General features: G+C 41.6%; 16 protein-coding genes and 2 pseudogenes. 9 read left to right on the top strand and 9 right to left on the bottom strand.

Annotated elements, in window-relative coordinates:
- Positions 1-130: 130 nt before the first annotated feature.
- The 4 genes from apt (at position 131) to recR (ending at position 4,062) form a co-directional block, all read left to right on the top strand.
- The gene (gene apt / locus F0226_RS13740) at positions 131-676 is read left to right on the top strand and encodes an adenine phosphoribosyltransferase (RefSeq protein WP_171736175.1); all 546 of its coding nucleotides are present in this window, start codon (positions 131-133) and stop codon (positions 674-676) included.
- 18 nt (positions 677-694) lie between these two features.
- Positions 695-2,950 (top strand): DNA polymerase III subunit gamma/tau, encoded by a 2,256-nt coding sequence (gene dnaX / locus F0226_RS13735; protein WP_171736174.1) that lies wholly within the window; start codon positions 695-697, stop codon positions 2,948-2,950.
- Between the two features lie 149 nt (positions 2,951-3,099).
- Positions 3,100-3,429: a YbaB/EbfC family nucleoid-associated protein gene (locus tag F0226_RS13730; protein WP_171736173.1), complete on the top strand. Its 330-nt coding sequence runs from the start codon at positions 3,100-3,102 to the stop codon at positions 3,427-3,429.
- A gap of 33 nt (positions 3,430-3,462) precedes the next feature.
- Entirely contained in the window at positions 3,463-4,062 is a 600-nt protein-coding gene (gene recR / locus F0226_RS13725; protein WP_171736172.1) for a recombination mediator RecR, read from the top strand.
- A gap of 51 nt (positions 4,063-4,113) precedes the next feature.
- Here the strand turns inward: recR and F0226_RS13720 are convergent, their stop codons facing one another.
- The 5 genes from F0226_RS13720 to F0226_RS22565 form a co-directional block, all read right to left on the bottom strand.
- Positions 4,114-5,244, bottom strand: coding sequence for a hypothetical protein (locus F0226_RS13720; RefSeq protein ID WP_171736171.1), 1,131 nt, complete (start codon positions 5,242-5,244; stop codon positions 4,114-4,116).
- A 15-nt stretch (positions 5,245-5,259) separates the two neighbouring features.
- Positions 5,260-6,261 carry a DUF2860 family protein gene (locus tag F0226_RS13715; protein WP_171736170.1) on the bottom strand — a complete coding sequence of 334 codons (1,002 nt, stop codon included), beginning with the start codon at positions 6,259-6,261 and terminating at the stop codon, positions 5,260-5,262.
- 117 nt (positions 6,262-6,378) lie between these two features.
- Entirely contained in the window at positions 6,379-7,977 is a 1,599-nt protein-coding gene (locus tag F0226_RS13710; protein WP_171736169.1) for an ATP-binding protein, read from the bottom strand.
- A complete protein-coding gene (locus F0226_RS13705; RefSeq protein WP_171736168.1) occupies positions 7,974-8,693 on the bottom strand; it encodes a response regulator transcription factor in 720 nt (239 codons plus the stop codon). Before F0226_RS13705 ends, F0226_RS13710 begins: the two co-directional genes overlap by 4 nt.
- A gap of 181 nt (positions 8,694-8,874) precedes the next feature.
- The gene (locus F0226_RS22565; protein ID WP_345776522.1) at positions 8,875-9,132 is read right to left on the bottom strand and encodes a YkgJ family cysteine cluster protein; all 258 of its coding nucleotides are present in this window, start codon (positions 9,130-9,132) and stop codon (positions 8,875-8,877) included.
- Positions 9,133-9,460: 328 nt separating this feature from the next.
- Here F0226_RS22565 and F0226_RS22560 point away from each other — a divergent pair.
- Positions 9,461-9,547 (top strand): annotated as a pseudogene (locus tag F0226_RS22560) (transcription elongation factor GreB); the annotation flags it as partial.
- On the opposite strand, the gene F0226_RS13700 reads toward F0226_RS22560, so the two are convergent.
- Positions 9,544-9,858 carry a helix-turn-helix transcriptional regulator gene (locus F0226_RS13700; RefSeq protein ID WP_171736167.1) on the bottom strand — a complete coding sequence of 105 codons (315 nt, stop codon included), beginning with the start codon at positions 9,856-9,858 and terminating at the stop codon, positions 9,544-9,546. The pseudogene F0226_RS22560 and the gene F0226_RS13700 overlap by 4 nt on opposite strands.
- 101 nt (positions 9,859-9,959) lie before the next feature.
- Between F0226_RS13700 and F0226_RS13695 the strand changes: the two genes are divergently transcribed.
- Positions 9,960-10,478, top strand: a complete 519-nt coding sequence (locus F0226_RS13695; protein ID WP_171736166.1) for a hypothetical protein — start codon at positions 9,960-9,962, stop codon at positions 10,476-10,478.
- The gene (locus F0226_RS13690; RefSeq protein ID WP_171736165.1) at positions 10,472-11,863 is read left to right on the top strand and encodes a DEAD/DEAH box helicase family protein; all 1,392 of its coding nucleotides are present in this window, start codon (positions 10,472-10,474) and stop codon (positions 11,861-11,863) included. Before F0226_RS13695 ends, F0226_RS13690 begins: the two co-directional genes overlap by 7 nt.
- 129 nt (positions 11,864-11,992) lie before the next feature.
- Here F0226_RS13690 and F0226_RS13685 read toward each other — a convergent pair.
- The 3 genes and pseudogenes from F0226_RS13685 to F0226_RS13675 all read right to left on the bottom strand — a co-directional run bounded on the left by F0226_RS13685 (position 11,993) and on the right by F0226_RS13675 (position 16,028).
- Positions 11,993-13,510 (bottom strand): annotated as a pseudogene (locus F0226_RS13685) (ISNCY family transposase).
- A 528-nt stretch (positions 13,511-14,038) separates the two neighbouring features.
- On the bottom strand, positions 14,039-14,392 hold the full coding sequence (locus F0226_RS13680) for a hypothetical protein (RefSeq protein ID WP_171736164.1): 354 nt from the start codon (positions 14,390-14,392) through the stop codon (positions 14,039-14,041).
- Positions 14,393-15,002: 610 nt separating this feature from the next.
- A complete protein-coding gene (locus tag F0226_RS13675; protein WP_171736163.1) occupies positions 15,003-16,028 on the bottom strand; it encodes a DUF4382 domain-containing protein in 1,026 nt (341 codons plus the stop codon).
- A 512-nt stretch (positions 16,029-16,540) separates the two neighbouring features.
- Here F0226_RS13675 and dmeF point away from each other — a divergent pair.
- Positions 16,541-17,422: a CDF family Co(II)/Ni(II) efflux transporter DmeF gene (dmeF, locus tag F0226_RS13670; RefSeq protein ID WP_171736162.1), complete on the top strand. Its 882-nt coding sequence runs from the start codon at positions 16,541-16,543 to the stop codon at positions 17,420-17,422.
- 1 nt (position 17,423) lies between these two features.
- Complete coding sequence (locus tag F0226_RS13665) at positions 17,424-17,843, top strand: MarR family transcriptional regulator (protein WP_171736161.1); 420 nt, start codon at positions 17,424-17,426, stop codon at positions 17,841-17,843.
- Positions 17,844-18,117 lie beyond the last annotated feature (274 nt).

Here is an 18,117-nt window from a genome sequence, read left to right as displayed (position 1 = left end):
GTAGCGGGCGTTTATTATTTCATCAACGATAATGGTAAATGTCGCTGATAATGTGAATTAACTGCATCTTTTCTTAACAGAAACCAAGTCTATTCGTTAGAGAAGCCGCCAATTTAAGTGCATCAATATTATGACAACAAATAAAATCGAGCTGATCAAAGCAAGCATCAAAAGCATTCAAGATTACCCAAAAGAGGGCATCTTGTTTCGTGATGTAACCAGCCTTATGGAAGATCCAGCAGCTTACAAAGCAACAATTGAACTGCTAACTGAAACTTATAAAGACATGGGTTTCACTAAAATTGTTGGTACTGAAGCTCGTGGCTTCCTATTTGGTGCTCCTCTTGCATTAGAACTTGGTGTGGGCTTTGTTCCTGTACGTAAGCCTGGAAAATTACCGCGTAAAACTATCGCTCAAACCTATGAGCTTGAGTATGGTACGGATACTTTAGAAATTCACACTGACGCGATTGTTGAAGGCGATAAAGTGCTGATGGTTGATGACTTATTGGCAACGGGTGGCACAATTGAAGCGACCACTAAGCTAATTCGTCAACTAGGCGGTTCTGTTGATCACGCAGCATTCGTTATCAATTTACCAGAGATCGGTGGTGATAAACGTTTAGCAGGCTTAGGCCTTGAAGTGTTTAGCATCTGCGAATTCGACGGTCATTAATCCTTTTCGGAATTATTCATGAGTTATCTTGCCTTAGCGCGAAAATGGCGACCAACTAAATTCAAAGAAGTAGTTGGTCAAGCCCATGTTTTAACTGCATTAGAGAATGCACTTAGTCAAAACCGATTACATCACGCTTACTTATTTAGTGGGACGCGAGGTGTCGGTAAAACGACCATCGGGCGTTTGTTTGCCAAAGGGCTCAATTGCGAAACAGGGATCACATCAACACCTTGTGGGGAGTGTTCTACCTGTAAAGAAATCGATGAAGGGCGATTTGTCGATTTACTTGAAATTGATGCTGCGTCACGTACCAAGGTTGAAGATACCCGTGAACTATTAGACAACGTTCAATATAAGCCTGCGCGTGGTCGCTTTAAGGTTTACCTGATCGATGAAGTTCACATGCTCTCAAGGCATAGTTTCAATGCATTATTAAAAACATTGGAAGAGCCGCCTGAGTATGTGAAATTTCTTTTGGCGACAACCGATCCTCAAAAGCTACCTGTGACCATCTTATCGCGCTGCCTTCAATTTCACTTGAAGCCAATTAGCGTTGATAATATTCACGAGCAGTTAGACCACATCCTTGCTGAAGAAAGTGTGGACTCTGATGCTCGTGCTCTTGGCATGATAGCGCATGCTGCTGATGGTAGTATGCGTGATGCCTTGAGCCTGACCGATCAAGCTATAGCATTGGGTAATGGTAGCGTGACAGCGGATAAGGTTTCTCATATGTTGGGAACCTTAGATACTGACCAAGCTATCCATCTATTGGAAGCGATCAGTAGCAAGCAGCCACAACTTGCCATGGATAGTATTCAAGGCTTGGCTGAAAATGGCATAGAGTGGGATGGCTTGCTTAATCAGTTGTCTACTCAATTACACAGAATCGCCATGTATCAAGCTTTACCTTCGACTTTAGATAAAGCTCAGCCGGATGCGGAAAAACTGGAGCTGCTGAGCCGATCGCTAAGCCCGCAAGATATACAGCTGTATTTTCAGATTGTCTTGAAAGGTCGTGAAGATTTGCCTTTATCACCGACTGCTCGTGTCGGTATTGAGATGATTGTTCTTCGTATGATGGCATTCAGACCAGCAGCGCAAGTTAGTGCGACGGTTATCTCTACTGAGTCGACTAGCTCTGCGCCAGCAGTTCAAGGGCAGGCTCCAGCTCAAAGCGCTGCTCAGCCTGTGAGTCAACCAGCGTCAATGGTCGCTCCGAGACAGCCCACTCAGGCTCCTGCGGTTCCACAGCCTCAAGTGCAGCAACAAGCTCCTGTTCAGCAGCAACCTATGCAACAGCAGAATCCAGCACAATATGCAGATTCACAAGGTTACGCTGAACATTCAGGCAACCAAGGTTATTCAGAACAGGATTACCCGCACAGTCAGTATGACGCGCCACCTGCTTATGACGAACGTTCTAGCTACGATGCAGAGCAAGCTATGAGTCCAACGACTCAGCAAATGCCACCACAGCAGAATCAAGCGACGAATCAGAGCCAGCCCCAACAGGCAAGCACTGAACCGACGCAACAAGAACAACCAGCACGATCTTCATCGCCAGTGAGTGGTTTACGCCACCAACTGCGCTCTCAACGAAGAGGTAATTCAGCAACGGAAAGCAAAGGCACAGCGCCAAAAAAGGCTAAAGCGACACCAGTTAAATCTTCAGTATTAGATCGTGTTGCTCAGCAACATGGTAGCTCTGTTCGGGTGTCGCCAACTTCTCAACATACCGCTGTTAGTAAAGATGATGGGAATGAACCTTATCGCTGGAAGCCTTCTAAGCCAGAAGTGAAAGAAGTTTCTAAAGAGTTAACACCGACACAGATAAAACGAGCATTAGAACATATCAAAACACCAGAAATGGTAGATAAACTGTTTAATGAATCTGTAGAGCAAGATGAATGGTCAGCAACGATTAAGAAGCTAGATACCGCTAAGCTTGTAGAGCAGCTAGCTTTAAATTCTGTGTTTGAGCGAAGTGGCACGTCTGTGACATTAACACTCCGAGCCAATCAAGCTCATTTAAATACGGATAGAGCTCAGAGTGAATTACTCCAAGCTCTCAATACAGTACTTGGCGAAGAGTGCCATTTGAGTGTAGAAATTGGTGAGAAGGGTGAAACCCCACTAGAATTACGAGAGCGCTTGTATCAAGGTAAGTTGCAGCATGCATTTTCAAGTTTAGAGAATGATGCCAATGTTCAGTTTATTGAGAAACGTTTTGCTGCAGAGCTTGATAGAGATAGTGTTCGACCGATTTAGCGTGACGTAACTCACTCGTTATTAAGACAACTCATATATTCGCTATTTTAAGTCACTTACTGGGGTTGAATAGTCTGTATTCACCCCCCATTTAAGCCTCATAGCTTATTTATATTTATATTTATAACCAATTAACCAGAGAGATTATCATGTTTGGTAAAGGTGGTATGGGCAACTTGATGAAGCAAGCCCAGCAAATGCAAGATCGCATGCAAAAGCTTCAAGAAGAAATCGCAAATATGGAAATTACAGGTGAGTCTGGTGCTGGCCTTGTAAAAATCACGATCACTGGTAGTCACAGTGTTCGTCGTGTTGAAATTGACGAAAGCCTAATGGAAGACGATAAAGAGATGCTTGAAGATCTTATCGCAGCGGCTTTCAACGATGCAGCTCGCCGTGTTGAAGAAACTCAAAAAGAAAAAATGTCTGGCGTAACTGGCGGTATGCAATTACCACCAGGTATGAAGATGCCATTCTAAATCGCAAGTGATTTAATTTAGAGCGATTTATTAATGCGTACCAGTCACATGCTGGAGCATTTGATGGAGGCCTTACGTTGTCTACCTGGGGTTGGTCCCAAGTCGGCGCAGCGTATGGCCTTTCATTTGTTACAGCGCGATAGAAAAGGTGGTCTGCAACTTGCGGATGCACTAAGCCAAGCGATGACAGAAATTGGTCACTGTAGTGAGTGCCGAACTTTTACTGAAGAAGAAATCTGTCATATTTGTACTAACCCGAAAAGGCAAGATAACGGTCAAATTTGTGTGGTCGAAAGCCCCGCAGATATCGCTGCTATTGAAGCTACAGGTCAATACTCTGGTCGATACTTTGTTTTAATGGGGCATTTATCTCCATTAGATGGAATTGGACCAAGTGACATAGGGTTAGACTCGCTCGATTACCGACTGCGCCGTGGCGATATCACGGAAGTCATTTTGGCGACTAACCCAACGGTTGAAGGCGAAGCTACAGCGCATTATATCGCTGAGCTATGTAATGCTCATGAGGTTAACGCTAGCCGTATTGCTCATGGGGTCCCTGTGGGCGGTGAGCTAGAGCTTGTTGATGGCACTACGCTTTCCCACTCCCTATTAGGGCGTCATAAAATATAAGAAAAGCCGCTAACTGTAGCGGCTTTTTTGTTTTCTGAGGTGCGTTGTTAGTTATAGATATTTGACTGTAACGGCGAACTCTTGCTTAAAGAGAAACTCCGGTATCCCAAGTTCTTGGGTTAACAAATATTCTTCGATCACTTCTACTGTTTGATGGCTGTCCACCTTTTTCATTCGCACTATCGATTGCGGGAGGAGTGGGTTGCTGCTTATGAGAAGCTGACTTATATCATCAGCTTGTGTATCTAAATGTATGTGGGTAGCTTTGTGAGTGAATAACATCATTAGCTGTAGGGCAACTTGCTCATTAATTTGTACCTTTTCAGGAAAATCCAACCAAAGTTCATGGGTATCTTTTAGTCTTATCAGTGCTTGATTAATTTCTTTGTTTAGCTGCTTTAGATTCACTGAACTTAAATCGTTAAACGTTATTAGTCCAATATTGTTATTCGTTTCCCAGCGTAAATACGATGTTTCAAAACCTTTGGGAGTTTGCTTCACTTGTTTAGGGTGGACTAATGGTTGATCGAGGGCTAATGCTTGGGAGCTGGCTAATGATTGAGAGTGAACGAATGGATTGATGACTAATCGAGCATCCTTTATTTCAAGAAGCATCTCTTGTACTAACTTTTGCCACTCTTTTTTGGTATCGATATTATCGGCTTTGATTTTATATGGCTGGTATATCTCATGCCATTTATCTTCTATTTGGTCGTATGCCGTATAGTTTTCAGCAACTGAATGCCAAATCTCATCATAGTCGTCATGGAACCCTGCACTCATTCTAGCTGAAGTCATCTGAGCTTGTTCGTGTAGGATTACTGTAACTCGGTCAGTGTTTGTTCTTCGGGCACTGTCTTTAACATAGAGCTCAAAAATGTAGGTACCGGCAACTGTTGGATTAATGAGAGTTGCGCTTAATGAGTCGGAATTGAGTACAGTTAATTGTTGGGGACCTGAAAGTTGAGTCCATCTAATGGTTTTAATCTCGTAAACATGTTTTGGGTAGGTTTTTGCTGAGCCACTCAAAGTAATTGTGTGTACGGGAAGTGTATGAAGTTGGTCAGCACCTGCATTCACTGTGGGTTTTGTGTATTTATCAGCGTCAGTAACATCATCCACACTGCAGGCTGATAGAAATAACGCTGAAGATAGAAACATCACTTTAAATAAGTTAGACATTTTTGATCCTTGAAATTAGAAGTTGTAGCTCATACCGGAGGAGAGAAAGGTGGAGTCGGTATCATAGAATTCGATGTCGGAATCACGTTGTTGGTAGCCCGCCATGACGTGTATCTGGGTATTTTTCCAATTAAAAGGACTGTGGTAGCTATACACAGAAAAGATACCCAATGAGTCGTAATCTTGTTTGAGATCGAATACGGGGTTCTGAGAGTCGAATTCAGCTTGGCTGGTTCTAACTGTGGTAATGAGGTTGTGCCTTGATTTAGAAAATAAGATGGAAAGTTGAGCGCTTAATTCATCAAAACTTTTTGCCTCGCCTTGAGCGTCTCTCATTGTGTAATAGAAAGCAGGGGAAAGGACGAAACTTCGAGCTAGTGGTAAGGTTACTTCTGTTCCAAATCGGTGGTAATCACTCTTTCTGCCTAATAAATTAGCTTCTGCAATCGAAAGCCCCTGAGAAACTCCGATGTAATCGTGGTCAACTTTACTTTGTGCAAAAGAATATTTTATTTTTATAGGTATCAGAACATTTAAATCAAAGGCTACACGTGCACCTCTAACGGTTTGCTCTGTTGAAACTCGCTTTTGGCCAGTAAGGTAAGGATCTTGCCATACCTCGTCCATGCTGGGTGCGTTTCCAAATAGTGCGGCTGTGAGAATAGTATTTTTGCTTAGTTTTTGAGAAAGCCCTAATTCGGCTTGGAACTGGGCTTCTGCAATTTGGTCTTCACTGTTCCCTAGAAAGAGTAAAGTATCCCCAAAGCTGTATTGTAATCGCCCTAAAATGAAGGGTAATACTTGCTCTGTTTGTTTACCATTGTTGGTTAGATTAGGCGTAATCGCGTTGTCGTCATGCGTGCTACTTTGTGATTGGCTTTGGCTCACGCCAACATTTAGGCTAATGCTCCCGCTTAAGCCTGGAGTGAAATTATCAGGTTGAGCAAAACAGTTATGGGTAACGAAAGTACACATTGAACTGAGTAGAAGAGTGTTGAGACGAGTGAAGATTTTCATGTTAATTCCCTATAAGTGACTAATCTAAAGCCACGTAAAATTAACATTCACACTAGTTATAAGTCGTTGGTATTTTATAGACGGTTTGTGTCCAAGTTGGTCACATTACTCGAAAGATCATTTGGGTTGCCTATTTAAACTCGTTGGCCAAGAGAGTACAAAGCGCGCGCCTTGAGAAGCCGATGTATCTACTGTTGCAGACCCATTATGCCAATTCATTATTTGTTTAACGATAGCTAACCCCAATCCATGCCCTTTATCACTCCCTCGTTCTTGGTTATCAAGCTGAGAAAAAGGTTCGAATATGTACTTTGATTGTTCGACGGGCACACCACAACCATCGTCTTCGATAATAATTTTATATTGTTGATCTTCGATCTTAAAAGAAACGTTTATCTCTGATTGAGCAAAACGACTCGCGTTCGTGAGCAGGTTTTTAATGGCTCTCATTAGCCCTTTATTATCAATGAATAGAGATCGTTCTTTAAGGTCAGGAGAGCAATAAAAACGTGTTTCTAGTTCAGGGTGTTCCAGCTTAAATTGCTCGATCTCATCAAGTAATTGCTCGGCAAAACAACATTCAGAAAAATGGCTAATATCGGCTACTCGGGTATAACGAGAGAGGAGAAGGTTTTGATTAATGAGATGATCTAGATCTTCAATGCTCGAATGAACGGTTTTTCGATATTTTTCTTTTTGTTCCTCTGCTATTTGGTCGTCTTCTATCATTTCTAACGCAAATCGAAGCCGATAAAGTGGTGTTCTTAAGTCATGTGCAACCGCATTTGTGAGTTCACGTTGGCTAGCGATCAGCCTTTCAATGTTGTCAGCCATCTTATTAAATGAATCACTAAGTTGAGATATCACAGACATTTTGGTGGTGCTTGCTCGTTTAGACAGTAAACCTTGACCGAAGTCGTTTGCTGTCTTCACTAGCCGTTTTAAATCACGCCATAATGGGTATACCCACATCACCATCGCAATCGAAATGAAGAACACAAAGAAGGCACAGACCGTTGCAATAAGTTTTATCTGCGTAAGGTGAGAGAGATCATCTTCTATATGAAGCCAAACATTGTCTATAACAGGGGCAAGCAATTCAATCTGCCCATTAGTACTGGTATAGCTGATGATTTTCCTAGGTTTATTCGTGAGAGCTTCTTTCGCTTCTGGTGGGAGTTTATCGTCTTTTTTTAAGCTTATTCGGAATGGAATCTGAGTGTTCGTGTTTTCAATAATCTGCACCCATTGGCTTTGTGGGTGGTTGCGTAAATCTTCAGCTGCGAGAAATAGCGTTCCTTTAGCTTGGTTTAGCACTGCCAGCTCTGTTGATTCGTTGAGGGCGAAATAAATGACTTGATCACTTTTGCCTACTCTTTGGACCAATGCCATTGGGTCGCCGAATAAGAAGGTAATTTCCCCACCTTGAATAGCATCGTAAGATTGTCTATTCGATTGATATGTACTCATGGGTTGCAGTTTTAAAGGGTAGCCAAAATGAGTCTCATATTTTTTTATCACAGGTTGCCATTTTTCCTGCGGATGATTCGAGAGCTTTTCTGTGAGCATCTCGAAGTTAACGGTGTAGACTTTCTTGTAAAAACCTTCAGAGAAATATTCAGTTACGTGCTGTACTGGATTAATTGCCGTAGGAAATAGTAGTAATGCTATAGGGATAAAGACGGCAAGCCAAAGAATTGAAAATGCTCTAATCATACCGATGCCTCAAATGTGGTGGCACATAACTGGTATCCAACTCCTCGAATGGTTTTAATAAGGTCTGGTTCATTCGGGTCATCATTGAGCGTGCGGCGTAAACGTGAAATTCGCCTGTCGATAGAACGATCGAGCCCGTCGTATTCAAACCCCCGAATATGCTGAGCAATATCATCACGAGAGACAACTTGCCCTACGTTCTGAGCCAGTAAGTAAAGAAGTTCAAACTCTGATGTGGTGAGTTTTACAGGTTGCTGGTTTAGAGTGACAGCACGGTGCTGTAAGTTGATAGCAAGAGGTCCAAACTGTAATTGGTCTTTGTCGTTATCGAGTGTGTTCCTATCATGGCGACGAAGGAGGGCTCTAATTCTTGATAGCAAAAGACGGGGTTTTATCTTTTTCACAATATAGTCATCGGCACCAAGTTCCAGCCCCATGACTTGGTCTATGTCATCATCGAGTGCTGTTTGCATTAAGATCATACCGTGATAATTCGAACGAATAGAGCGACACACATCCATTCCACTTTGCCCTGGTAGCATGATGTCGAGAATGACTAAGTCCGGTTGTTTTGACAGAATCTCGTTCACAGCGGTAATGCCATCACTGACAATCTCGATGGTAAATTCATAGTTTTGTAGAAAATCTTGAATTAACTCTGCGAGTTCTAAGTCATCTTCTACAAGAATGATATTGAATGGATTTGATGAGTTCATGTGTTAGAGGATCTAATGAATAGTACATGAACTATAACTTAATTAAATGATGTGCAGTGTGACCATTTGTGACGTGAAGGCGAAGATGTAACGAGATTTATAAAATCATTATGTTTTAGATAAAACTAGAGCCGTAGAGTGGAATACGACTCTGTTATTAAAGTTTAGCTATGTTTCATGACTACTGAGTGCAGGTTTCTAAGTCAGTGATGATAGTGATAGCTTCGAGTGAGCTAGTACCGCATACCCATTCAGCTGCTTTAAAGTCATGGCACACAGGAGGGCGCTCGGGTTTGCCAAATAATTTGCAAAGATTATCGGTATTAAGTTGTTTGCAGCGTTCTCCGGCTTGTTTTCCATTAGGATGCAAAGGGAAGCTACTACTGATACTTGGCGCGATACAGCAAGTCCAATACCCTTGTTTTTTAAATTTAGAAATTTATTAAGTATCTGTTTACATTGTTCATTTAGATTTCTAAAGATTTGATGAAATCCCAAAAAAAATGTGATTTTTGAGTCTGTTTTTTATTCGATATTTCTAAACTTTCAGAGCATTGTATGACAGCTTTTCTTGAACTGGCTTATCCGCGAGTTCAATGGTTACAAGCAGCAAGTGTGCTTGATTGTAAATGATAATGAAAAGTTATACATCATTTGAGTAGGCGGCCACTCTGAGACGTATTAATCCAGTAAGATCCCCCACAGATTGCGATCGCTCGTTTCTCTCTATCCCGTCTATTAAGCTCACTAAGCTTGAGCGAAGCGCAAAAGAAGTGGATGACGAGGTAACCGTTCGCACGCCTGAAGGTGATAAAGCATGGTTTGTTAACTCGATTAGCTACAACAAACCCTAACTACCTCTGGAGCTACTCAGCTTATTGATAAGCTCTTGCTTCTCATCTTCGCTTAATTTTGCAATCAAGCAAGCTAACTTGGCAGAGCTTTCTTCCTCACAAAAGAAATAATTCAAAGGAAGGCCTAGCTCATCAGCAATGAGCTTTAGAGTCTGTATATCTGGGGCGTGCTTCGCCTTTTCATACTGATTCATCCTAGCGCTTGCCACCCCTTCATCCATACCTATTCTCGCTCCCAAGGCTTTCTGGGAGAGTTTAGCTTTTTTACGCGCTTCTTTAAGCCGCGCTGGGGTTGGGCTAGTAAATGACATTTTCGGTTCATATGTGAAAACCTACACTAACTAAGATTTTCTTAGTTTTATCGATTCCTGTATACTAAGCAATCCTTAGTTTTTGTAACGGTAAATATACGATGAAACGTTCTCGGAAAATTAACTCAGTGATGTATGAACTTCTGATTGAGAGGGATATGGATGGTTTTTCAGTTATTGAATTGAGGGATGCATCTCTTTCTATTGAGGGAGGAAGTTTGGATTTAGAAGAGTCTAGAAAAGTGGTTTATCGTCAAATATTGCGATTTTTAAAAAACGAATGGCTCACTTGCACAGGAAAAGGTAGAGGAAAACGGTACTTTAAAACAGAATCGTTCAAATCAATCTCAATGGCACCGAAAGCGATAATTCATGCGAAATCAGAAGTGTTAAATTACTCAGTGTTAGAAGATGAACGTAACCACTACAAAGGCGAGTTAGAAATAACGTTAGGGGAGATAGAAGAGTACCAATCATTAAACCGTCGCTTTCCTGAGTTGGTGCAACAAATTACGCCACTATTAAATTCAGCAAAAGAACGCTCTGCTAATTTGTTAGGTAAGGTAAATGTTCTAACGCATGTTCTTCAGACGTTACGCGAGAGCGATTCAAGATGTTAAGAAAGTGGCAAATCGAATGTTCAGCTCGTGCGTTTGAGAAGTATCAAAAAGGCAATAGCCACTTTTTTTGCCAAGCCACCCCAGGGGCCGGAAAGACAGTTCTAGCAGCAACAGTAGCATTGAAGTTGTTGAATCATGAAATGATTGATTTAGTGTTGTGTTTCTCACCGTCTGTGACAGTTGCAGAGGGTATAAAGAATACGTTCTCAAAGATCTTAGAGCGCAGCTTCAGCGGTGGTCTTGGCTCAATTGGTAAGTCATTAACCTATCAATCAATTCAGTTCCTCGATGAAGATTTTTGGCAAACATTAAAGAAGCATCGCGTCTTTGTCGTTTTTGATGAGATTCATCATTGCTCTGGTTCTGATGTGGAAAATGCGAACGTTTGGGGGCAACAAATACTGAAGAAAATCCAAGGGCTTGCAACGTATACATTGGCGATGTCTGGCACTCCATGGCGTTCAGATTCCTTGCCGATAGTCATGGCCGAATACACTGACCCTGATGGTTGTCTTCTGGTTGACTATCAATACACACTGAAACAAGCCGTTGTTGATAAGGTCTGTAGGGTGCCCAAATTGGTCCTTGTTGACAGTGATAACCTTTCAGTAAGAAACAATGACAAGATCGAGTCATTCTCTTCAATACTAGAGATGATGAAAGAAACTAAGACGTCATATCAAAGTGTTATACACAACCAAGATGCAATGGAGCACTTACTCGGCTTAGGTTGCAAAAAACTATTCGAAGTACGGAAGTCATCGCCATTTGCAGGTGGTTTAGTTGTTGCTGCATCTGTGCAACATGCCCAAGTTATAAAAAACATATTGTCTCAAAAGTACTCTCAGACAGTCTCGATTGTGACATATCGCCATGAAGATCCCTTGAGTGAGATTAAACGTTTTAGACAAGGCGATACTCAGTGGATCGTTAGTGTAGGGATGATCAGTGAAGGGACGGATATACCTCGCTTACAAGTATGTTGCCATATGAGCTCTGTGAAGACCGAGCTGTACTTTAGGCAGGTTCTAGGACGTATCCTGAGGGTGAATGAGGCTAGAAACCAACAAGCATGGTTGTTTACGTTTGCAGAGCAGAACCTTGTTGAGTTTGCAGAGCGTATTGAACAGGATATTCCGGAGTCATGTATGTTTGCGAGATTGAACTTGGAGCTCCAACATAGTCAGCCTGACACAAAGCCTATGAGAAATTACAGCGTAAAATCTACAGCTGTGACGCCGCCTCACACCACTTTGAGAATGAGGTTGAACGGCATGCCATCACAGAGCGCGGACACCAAGAAATACGGCGTTTTAGAGCCTGTAGACTGTCTGCAAATAAAGGGGTTCAGAGAGCGAATAATCTCTGCATTTTTGGCCAACTAGATTTACGACAAGTTAGATTGTATATGGGGTAGAGGCGGTTCTGTGATTACCGAGGGAGGTTGACGGTCTAATTACCGAAGGACTCTGTCATAGTCTTATTAATAGTAGTCAACTATGACAGTTCTGCTCTTATTCGATAATTGATGCCTCGGCACGAGCTTCCCGTAACTCTCTTGTATTTAGCTTTTCTTCAAACCAGATGTTCCTTACTGTTGAGTGACTAATCGAGATGTTAAATCGCTTTCTCATCTCACCACTGATCCTGATCGATGTTAGATGAGGTAATTTGAGCGTTAATGAGATGACGACATTTCGAGTCTTCTCATCGATGCGGTTACTGTGCCTTGGTTGGCCATACATACGTTTCAAAGCTAATGGACCGTGTGCTTCGAGAAGTTGACGGTTGTTGTGAATGCTTTTGACAGAGCAACCGCTCTGCCGAGCAGCTTCTCTCACATTGCCTAACTCCTTGGCAAGTTCAATAGCATCGAGCTTTTTCTGAACTTCTTCCCCGTATTCTTTCCTAGAGCTAGGCTCAACAAGCTCTTTAATGGACAGCTCTCGGTCAGCAAAGTAAGCGATGAAGTTACCATCAAGTTGCTTACGTAGCTCAACTTGTTGACTCACGATAGAGTGCCTTAACGGAGAGGTAATTTGGTACATTGCGTTACCATAACTGAAGGTATGGTCCCGACGGATTTTTCGATATTCTTTTTGGATACATATCGCATCGAGGTTTAGGTGTTTCGGAACGGGCCTATGTTCCGAGCGCACCTGCTTAGCGTTGACGGTGAGGGTTGTCGCCCAATAGTCAGGGATGAAAGTGTTTTGCAGGTAATCATTTGCGCTATTCATATCGGTGACCCCCGCCAGTCTTAACTCAGGGACGAGACGATCTTGGAACGTATCGAAGGCGCGTTCGATACGACCTTTTCCTTGGGGGGAGTTGGCAAAAATAATTTCTATACCAAGCTCTTCGCAGGCTCGTTGCATCTGAGAGAAGTGGCAGCGTTTTGGTCCACCAAAGATACCCGCTCTATCAACATAAAGCGTCTTAAAAAGCCCCTTTTTTTCGATATAAGCCTTCATTACTTTGAGGCACCCTTCCGTAGTTTCTGAAGGAAAGAACTACGCATGAACGTCACTGGTTGCGTCATCAATCATAGCGATAAGGCAGGACTTTTTGTCCCCGAACCAAAGGTGAGGGCTGCCGTCCATTTGCAGCATTAAGCCTTCTGCCTCCATGCGCTCTCGTCGTCTTCTTACTTTGGAGCGGCGATGTTTAGCTCGTTTTACATGATGGATTTCGTGCGCCCAGGTACGAAGTGTCTCTCGCTTTACTTTGATGCCTTCAAACACTTCCAGCATGTCTGCCAAATGAAGCATGTTAAAGTCGTAATACTTGGCTTTTATCAGAGCTTGAACTTGCTTCTTTAAGGTCACGGGAATTTTATTAGCGGGTGCTCTTCCTGTGTTGCCATGAACAACGAAAAGAATACCATCGGTACGGTATCGCCTGAGGTAACGTTCAATGGTTCGGTGGGATTTATTGAGCAGTTTCGAGGCATTGAGAATAGAGATTTTGTTAAGTGCCACTTTAGCAATGACATCCACGGTAAGCTGGGATTTAGCATCCATAACGATCATCCTATACACCCTTTGATTAATTCACAGTGATAGTCAAAGGATTACGTAAAAAGTAGGACCGTCAATTTCCCTCGGTAATTAGGCTAACGACAAAGTCGCTTGGTAGTTAAGGTACGACAGAATCGCTTGGTGATCACAAGGGGTAGAGGCGGTTCCCTGTCACGCTTTTGCCCCTTTATGCGTTAGACCTTTTACTCATTCATATTCTATTCATGAGCTTTTTCCCTACCAGAGTTCTCTATTTTTCTTATTCTATTCGTTGTGAACCCCCGTATGGTATCACGGCGTAAATTCGACCTAGCTACTACACTCACCTTGCCAAGCTCTAGTTGCAAGATTGCACGCCAGTTCTTTACTTTGAGCTAAATAGAATAATTCTATATTTACATAAAGGGATTTTCTATGTAATCGCTGTTAGTTCTTACTTGAAACTCTATAGAAATATGTTGTGTTGAAGTGAAGGCGGCTTTCAGAGTAACGAAACTATTACCCTGAAAGAATATCCGGAGTGATACTTGCGAGCGGGTTTTATTCCCAGAACTTCCACCATTTTTTGCTATTCTCTTCTCGTTTTTCTTGACCTTTTTCAGACCCTTTATCTGTTTCATTTCTATCTTGGTCAGCTTTCTTTTCTTTTTGCTTTTCAAGTCCAGACTGTTTGTCTTTTATTTTATCTTTAAGGTCTTTGACTTCTTCTTGTTCGTCCTCAAGTTCTTCTTCTCGCTCTTCAATTTGAGCTTCGGCTTTCTTCAAATCGGAGGTTAATTTTAGCTCTTCTAGGTTAGGCTTTCCTTTCCCCGCCCATTCAGGTTTCTCTGCTAAGGCTGCTGGTGACATAAAGACAAGAATACTCGTTAAAGCAATAACTTTAGTTTTTTTCATGATAATACTCCTTTAAATCATATCTTTAACATATATATTACAATAGATGGTATCAAGAGGAAATTTAGTGGTTAGTAGTAAGGAATGTGAAACTAACAAACGTTTAAGACAGATTCGCAATTCTCAGTTTGCTTTGAATTAAGAGTTTAAATCAGATTTGCAGATGACATATAAAGATGAAAAAACGGTTAGACCACCAGATCGAAGACCTGATGGACAGAACAGCGACACAGAATACTTCCACGATTTTGAGGACAATCTGCCGCGGATCTCATCGTAGAGCGAGACTAATGCAAGTCTCTAAAAGACCCTGAATACATTAGCGTAAACCCGCTCCGTTAAATTTGATTTATCACTTGTAAAACGCGGCGTACCCTACATCGCTCCAAAGGATTTTCAGCGAGTGACGTAACTCAAGATGAAATTCACGAGTTACGCTGGAATAAAGTTTGCCAAATAAAATAGAGGTATTAGGTTAGGTTATAATCAATCCAGAGTCACAGCCTACGAGAATAAAAGGTAATGATATTCATATAAAACACGCTATGACACCAAGCACAACCTCCATTTAGAGGCTGTACTTATTCAAATATATACATTATGTCATAAGTTAAAATGACACTTGGGTATCCTGGTTAATTATCACCTGCACATCATTTTGAACTTCGTATATTTCAAAACCATCGGCAACCGGATCTACATTGTCTTCATCACTGTCATGCTGCGCAGTACAGGTATATCCTATTGAGTAAATGCCCGGGTCAATAAAGCCTAGAGAAAACTCATAGTTAGTCTGTGCTGAGTTCATCATGACTAACGCTGAAGTAATAGGTTTAACCTCTTCAATACCCCCGATAGGTGCCATATCAGCTTTATCAATATTACCTTCATACAAGTAAACCGACTGAACAAATGTATTATCCCCATTGCTACAGTTATCATAAGTAGAAAGAGCAACAGAACCTTCAATGTTCCCTGTCTCAACTGTATTGATAAGACTTACAGAAGTTCTTTGAATAGTGTAGTCAGGGAAGGTCGAACTGTTCTTTAAGCCTCTTCGAAGATCGAATTCGACCACAAAGTCGTTACTCTGTTGATTCACGTTAAATGAGTTATTGAAGTAAAGTACGCCAGCGTTATCTTCTTTACCTACACCTTGCGGGCACGCACCTTCACCTTTGACCGTTAATTCGCGAGTCATATCATCGTTTTCTACAACGTAAGAAGGGGTTGTTGGGTGATCGCCATCATGTGCAAACACACACAACTTATAACTGCCAACCGGAATTACCTCGTTTTCAATCAAAGGAAGCGTATTGCTACCTTGATAATCCAATAAATTAACACTTAGCGGAATAGGATCCTCACCGTCGGGCAGTGGATCACCATTTTCATCAACGTAATCGCCGTTTTCGTCCGTTTTAAATACGTCATAAATTAGTGGTGTACCTTCCAGATCCGGAAGTAAAGCCACCTTACTGAATGTCACTGTGACATCTTTAACATCATCAATGGGAGCATCGCTCACACTCAGAGTAAAAGGAGCCGTATTGTTTGACGTTCCTGAATCTCCACCACACCCGACAAGCCCAACAAGCACAAGGCTCGCTAAAGCTGTTTGTTTTAAATACTTCATAATTCATGCCCTATAAGATCACTGTGAAATAAAGGGCTTATCTGAGTAGCCTTTTATTCATAGTCTTGCTGTGATTCGTAGATAAACAATACCCATGGTCTAACGAATTTATCCCTATTTCCCCAAGGCTTCCGTCATCCAAAACACGGTTTACCAAGGTGCACATAGCAAATCACACATAGATTACTTAATATTAGTGTGTAAACTATCAATAAGCTTGAGTGATTGGTCAGAGTACTGTCAATACTGCTAGAAATGACCCTTGAACAACGAATTGTCCACTTTAAACGACCGTTTCATTGAATTTTTATCCGTGGCACCTTATAGCTCAACACTCACCCATTAATTGTTAATAGAAAAATAGCTTTTTCATCCCCCCCCTCTAGCTTCGATTCGAAAAGGTTATTTCGCATGTTAGGTAGAGATTAAGTAATTAAGAGTATTAATATTGTTTGATATTCAAATTACATTGAGGTACAAATAGTTTGACTATCAAACTATTTGGAAATACTGTGGATACTTCACTAAAACATCACCATCAATTTTCTGCGCACAACCATCATGGCGAAAAGCGTACTTTTTATGTGTTATGGCTTACACTCATAACCATGATCATTGAGATCACTGCTGGTAGTGTTTACGGTTCTATGGCGTTACTGGCTGATGGTTGGCATATGGGAACACATGCCGCAGCGTTTGGTATTACCTTGTTTGCTTACCGTTATGCCAAAAAATATGAAAACAGTAGCCGATTTTCTTTTGGTACTGGAAAAGTAAGCGTACTCGGTGGATATACAAGTGCTATTGCGCTTGGAATTGTTGCTCTATTGATGTTTGTAGAATCTGCAAATCGTTTATTCAACCCACATGACATTCAGTTTAACGAAGCTATCTTAGTCGCCTTTATTGGCTTAGTTGTTAACTTAGCCAGCATATTTCTTCTTGGTGACCATCACTCTGAACATTCTCATGACCATAACCACCATCATGACCACAACCTTCGTGCAGCATATCTGCATGTATTAGCCGATACACTAACTTCTGTGTTAGCCGTTGTAGCTCTATTATTAGGTAAGTTTTATGGTTGGAATTGGTTAGATGCAATTATGGGTATGGTCGGTGCTCTGGTTATTTCTAAGTGGACGTATAATCTTCTTCGTCAGACAAGTCCTATCTTATTAGATGAAAGTATTGAAAAAGAATACCGTGAGCAGGTTTTAATTGAGTTATCGCGCTATGGAGAGGTCAGTGATTTACATATATGGAAGATAAGTGGTCACCATTACAGTGCAGCCTTAACTATAACTTTAAATAATACTTCCTCAGTAGATGAAATTAAGCAAAAACTATCTCGATTTGATAGGATTAATCACCTCACTTTAGAAGCGCATTAAAATGAAGAAAAACCTAGAAACCTTAAATCAGCTACTTACTGAATTCTACGACAAGATGTCTTCTTGGGAACAATCAGTTGTAAAGGAAACGGGTTATACTCTGGCGCAAGTGCATACCATAGAAGTCCTAGGTGTCCATGGACAGATGAGAATGAAAGAGTTGGCAGGTAAACTAGGTATTACTACAGGTACACTTACTGTTCAGGTTGATAAGTTGGTAATCGCAGGCTTAATTGAACGTCTTCCTCACGTTGTAGATCGTAGAGCTATTGTTGTGGCACTAACTGACAAAGGTCAACAGATACACCTGAGACATAATCAACTCCACTTAGGTTTAGTCAAGGACTTAACTATAAATGTTGAGTCAGAAGAGGAAGAGAAACTAATTGCAACGTTATCTAAAATGAATAGAGAGTTCTAACTCATATCGAAGCGTATCAGCTTCTCTCTGGAGGTGATACGTCTAAGATGCCCCCCATTTTTCTGCATTACAGGGTGCTGGGTACTCATCTGAGCCAGTTTTGCCATACTCCTGCTAATTCAGCACAATCAGTAACTCGGAATTGTCCAGCAATCTCACGGTCTGAATTTTTACCCGTAGCACTTTCCAACTCAAAAGGACACCATTCCGCGTTAACATAATTGCTCCGTGTAAGATTGAGCTACTGGAATTTCAGTACTATTTCTCATGGTAA

Origin of the sequence: Vibrio sp. 99-70-13A1, assembly GCF_013114625.1 — a bacterium.
GTDB lineage: Bacteria > Pseudomonadota > Gammaproteobacteria > Enterobacterales > Vibrionaceae > Vibrio.
The sequence above is the reverse complement of the archived record's forward strand: the minus strand, read 5'-3'. Positions and strand labels throughout refer to the sequence as shown.

Coding starts and splice junctions, on each gene's coding strand:
- F0226_RS13700 (WP_171736167.1), bottom strand. CDS start 9,858: ATGTCATTTACTAGCCCAACCCCAGCGCGGCTTAAAGAAGCGCGTAAA.
- F0226_RS13665 (WP_171736161.1), top strand. CDS start 17,424: ATGAAGAAAAACCTAGAAACCTTAAATCAGCTACTTACTGAATTCTAC.
- F0226_RS13730 (WP_171736173.1), top strand. CDS start 3,100: ATGTTTGGTAAAGGTGGTATGGGCAACTTGATGAAGCAAGCCCAGCAA.
- F0226_RS13675 (WP_171736163.1), bottom strand. CDS start 16,028: ATGAAGTATTTAAAACAAACAGCTTTAGCGAGCCTTGTGCTTGTTGGG.
- F0226_RS13690 (WP_171736165.1), top strand. CDS start 10,472: ATGTTAAGAAAGTGGCAAATCGAATGTTCAGCTCGTGCGTTTGAGAAG.
- F0226_RS13715 (WP_171736170.1), bottom strand. CDS start 6,261: ATGAAAATCTTCACTCGTCTCAACACTCTTCTACTCAGTTCAATGTGT.
- apt (WP_171736175.1), top strand. CDS start 131: ATGACAACAAATAAAATCGAGCTGATCAAAGCAAGCATCAAAAGCATT.
- F0226_RS13680 (WP_171736164.1), bottom strand. CDS start 14,392: ATGAAAAAAACTAAAGTTATTGCTTTAACGAGTATTCTTGTCTTTATG.
- F0226_RS13710 (WP_171736169.1), bottom strand. CDS start 7,977: ATGATTAGAGCATTTTCAATTCTTTGGCTTGCCGTCTTTATCCCTATA.
- F0226_RS13705 (WP_171736168.1), bottom strand. CDS start 8,693: ATGAACTCATCAAATCCATTCAATATCATTCTTGTAGAAGATGACTTA.
- F0226_RS13695 (WP_171736166.1), top strand. CDS start 9,960: ATGAAACGTTCTCGGAAAATTAACTCAGTGATGTATGAACTTCTGATT.
- dnaX (WP_171736174.1), top strand. CDS start 695: ATGAGTTATCTTGCCTTAGCGCGAAAATGGCGACCAACTAAATTCAAA.
- recR (WP_171736172.1), top strand. CDS start 3,463: ATGCGTACCAGTCACATGCTGGAGCATTTGATGGAGGCCTTACGTTGT.
- F0226_RS13720 (WP_171736171.1), bottom strand. CDS start 5,244: ATGTCTAACTTATTTAAAGTGATGTTTCTATCTTCAGCGTTATTTCTA.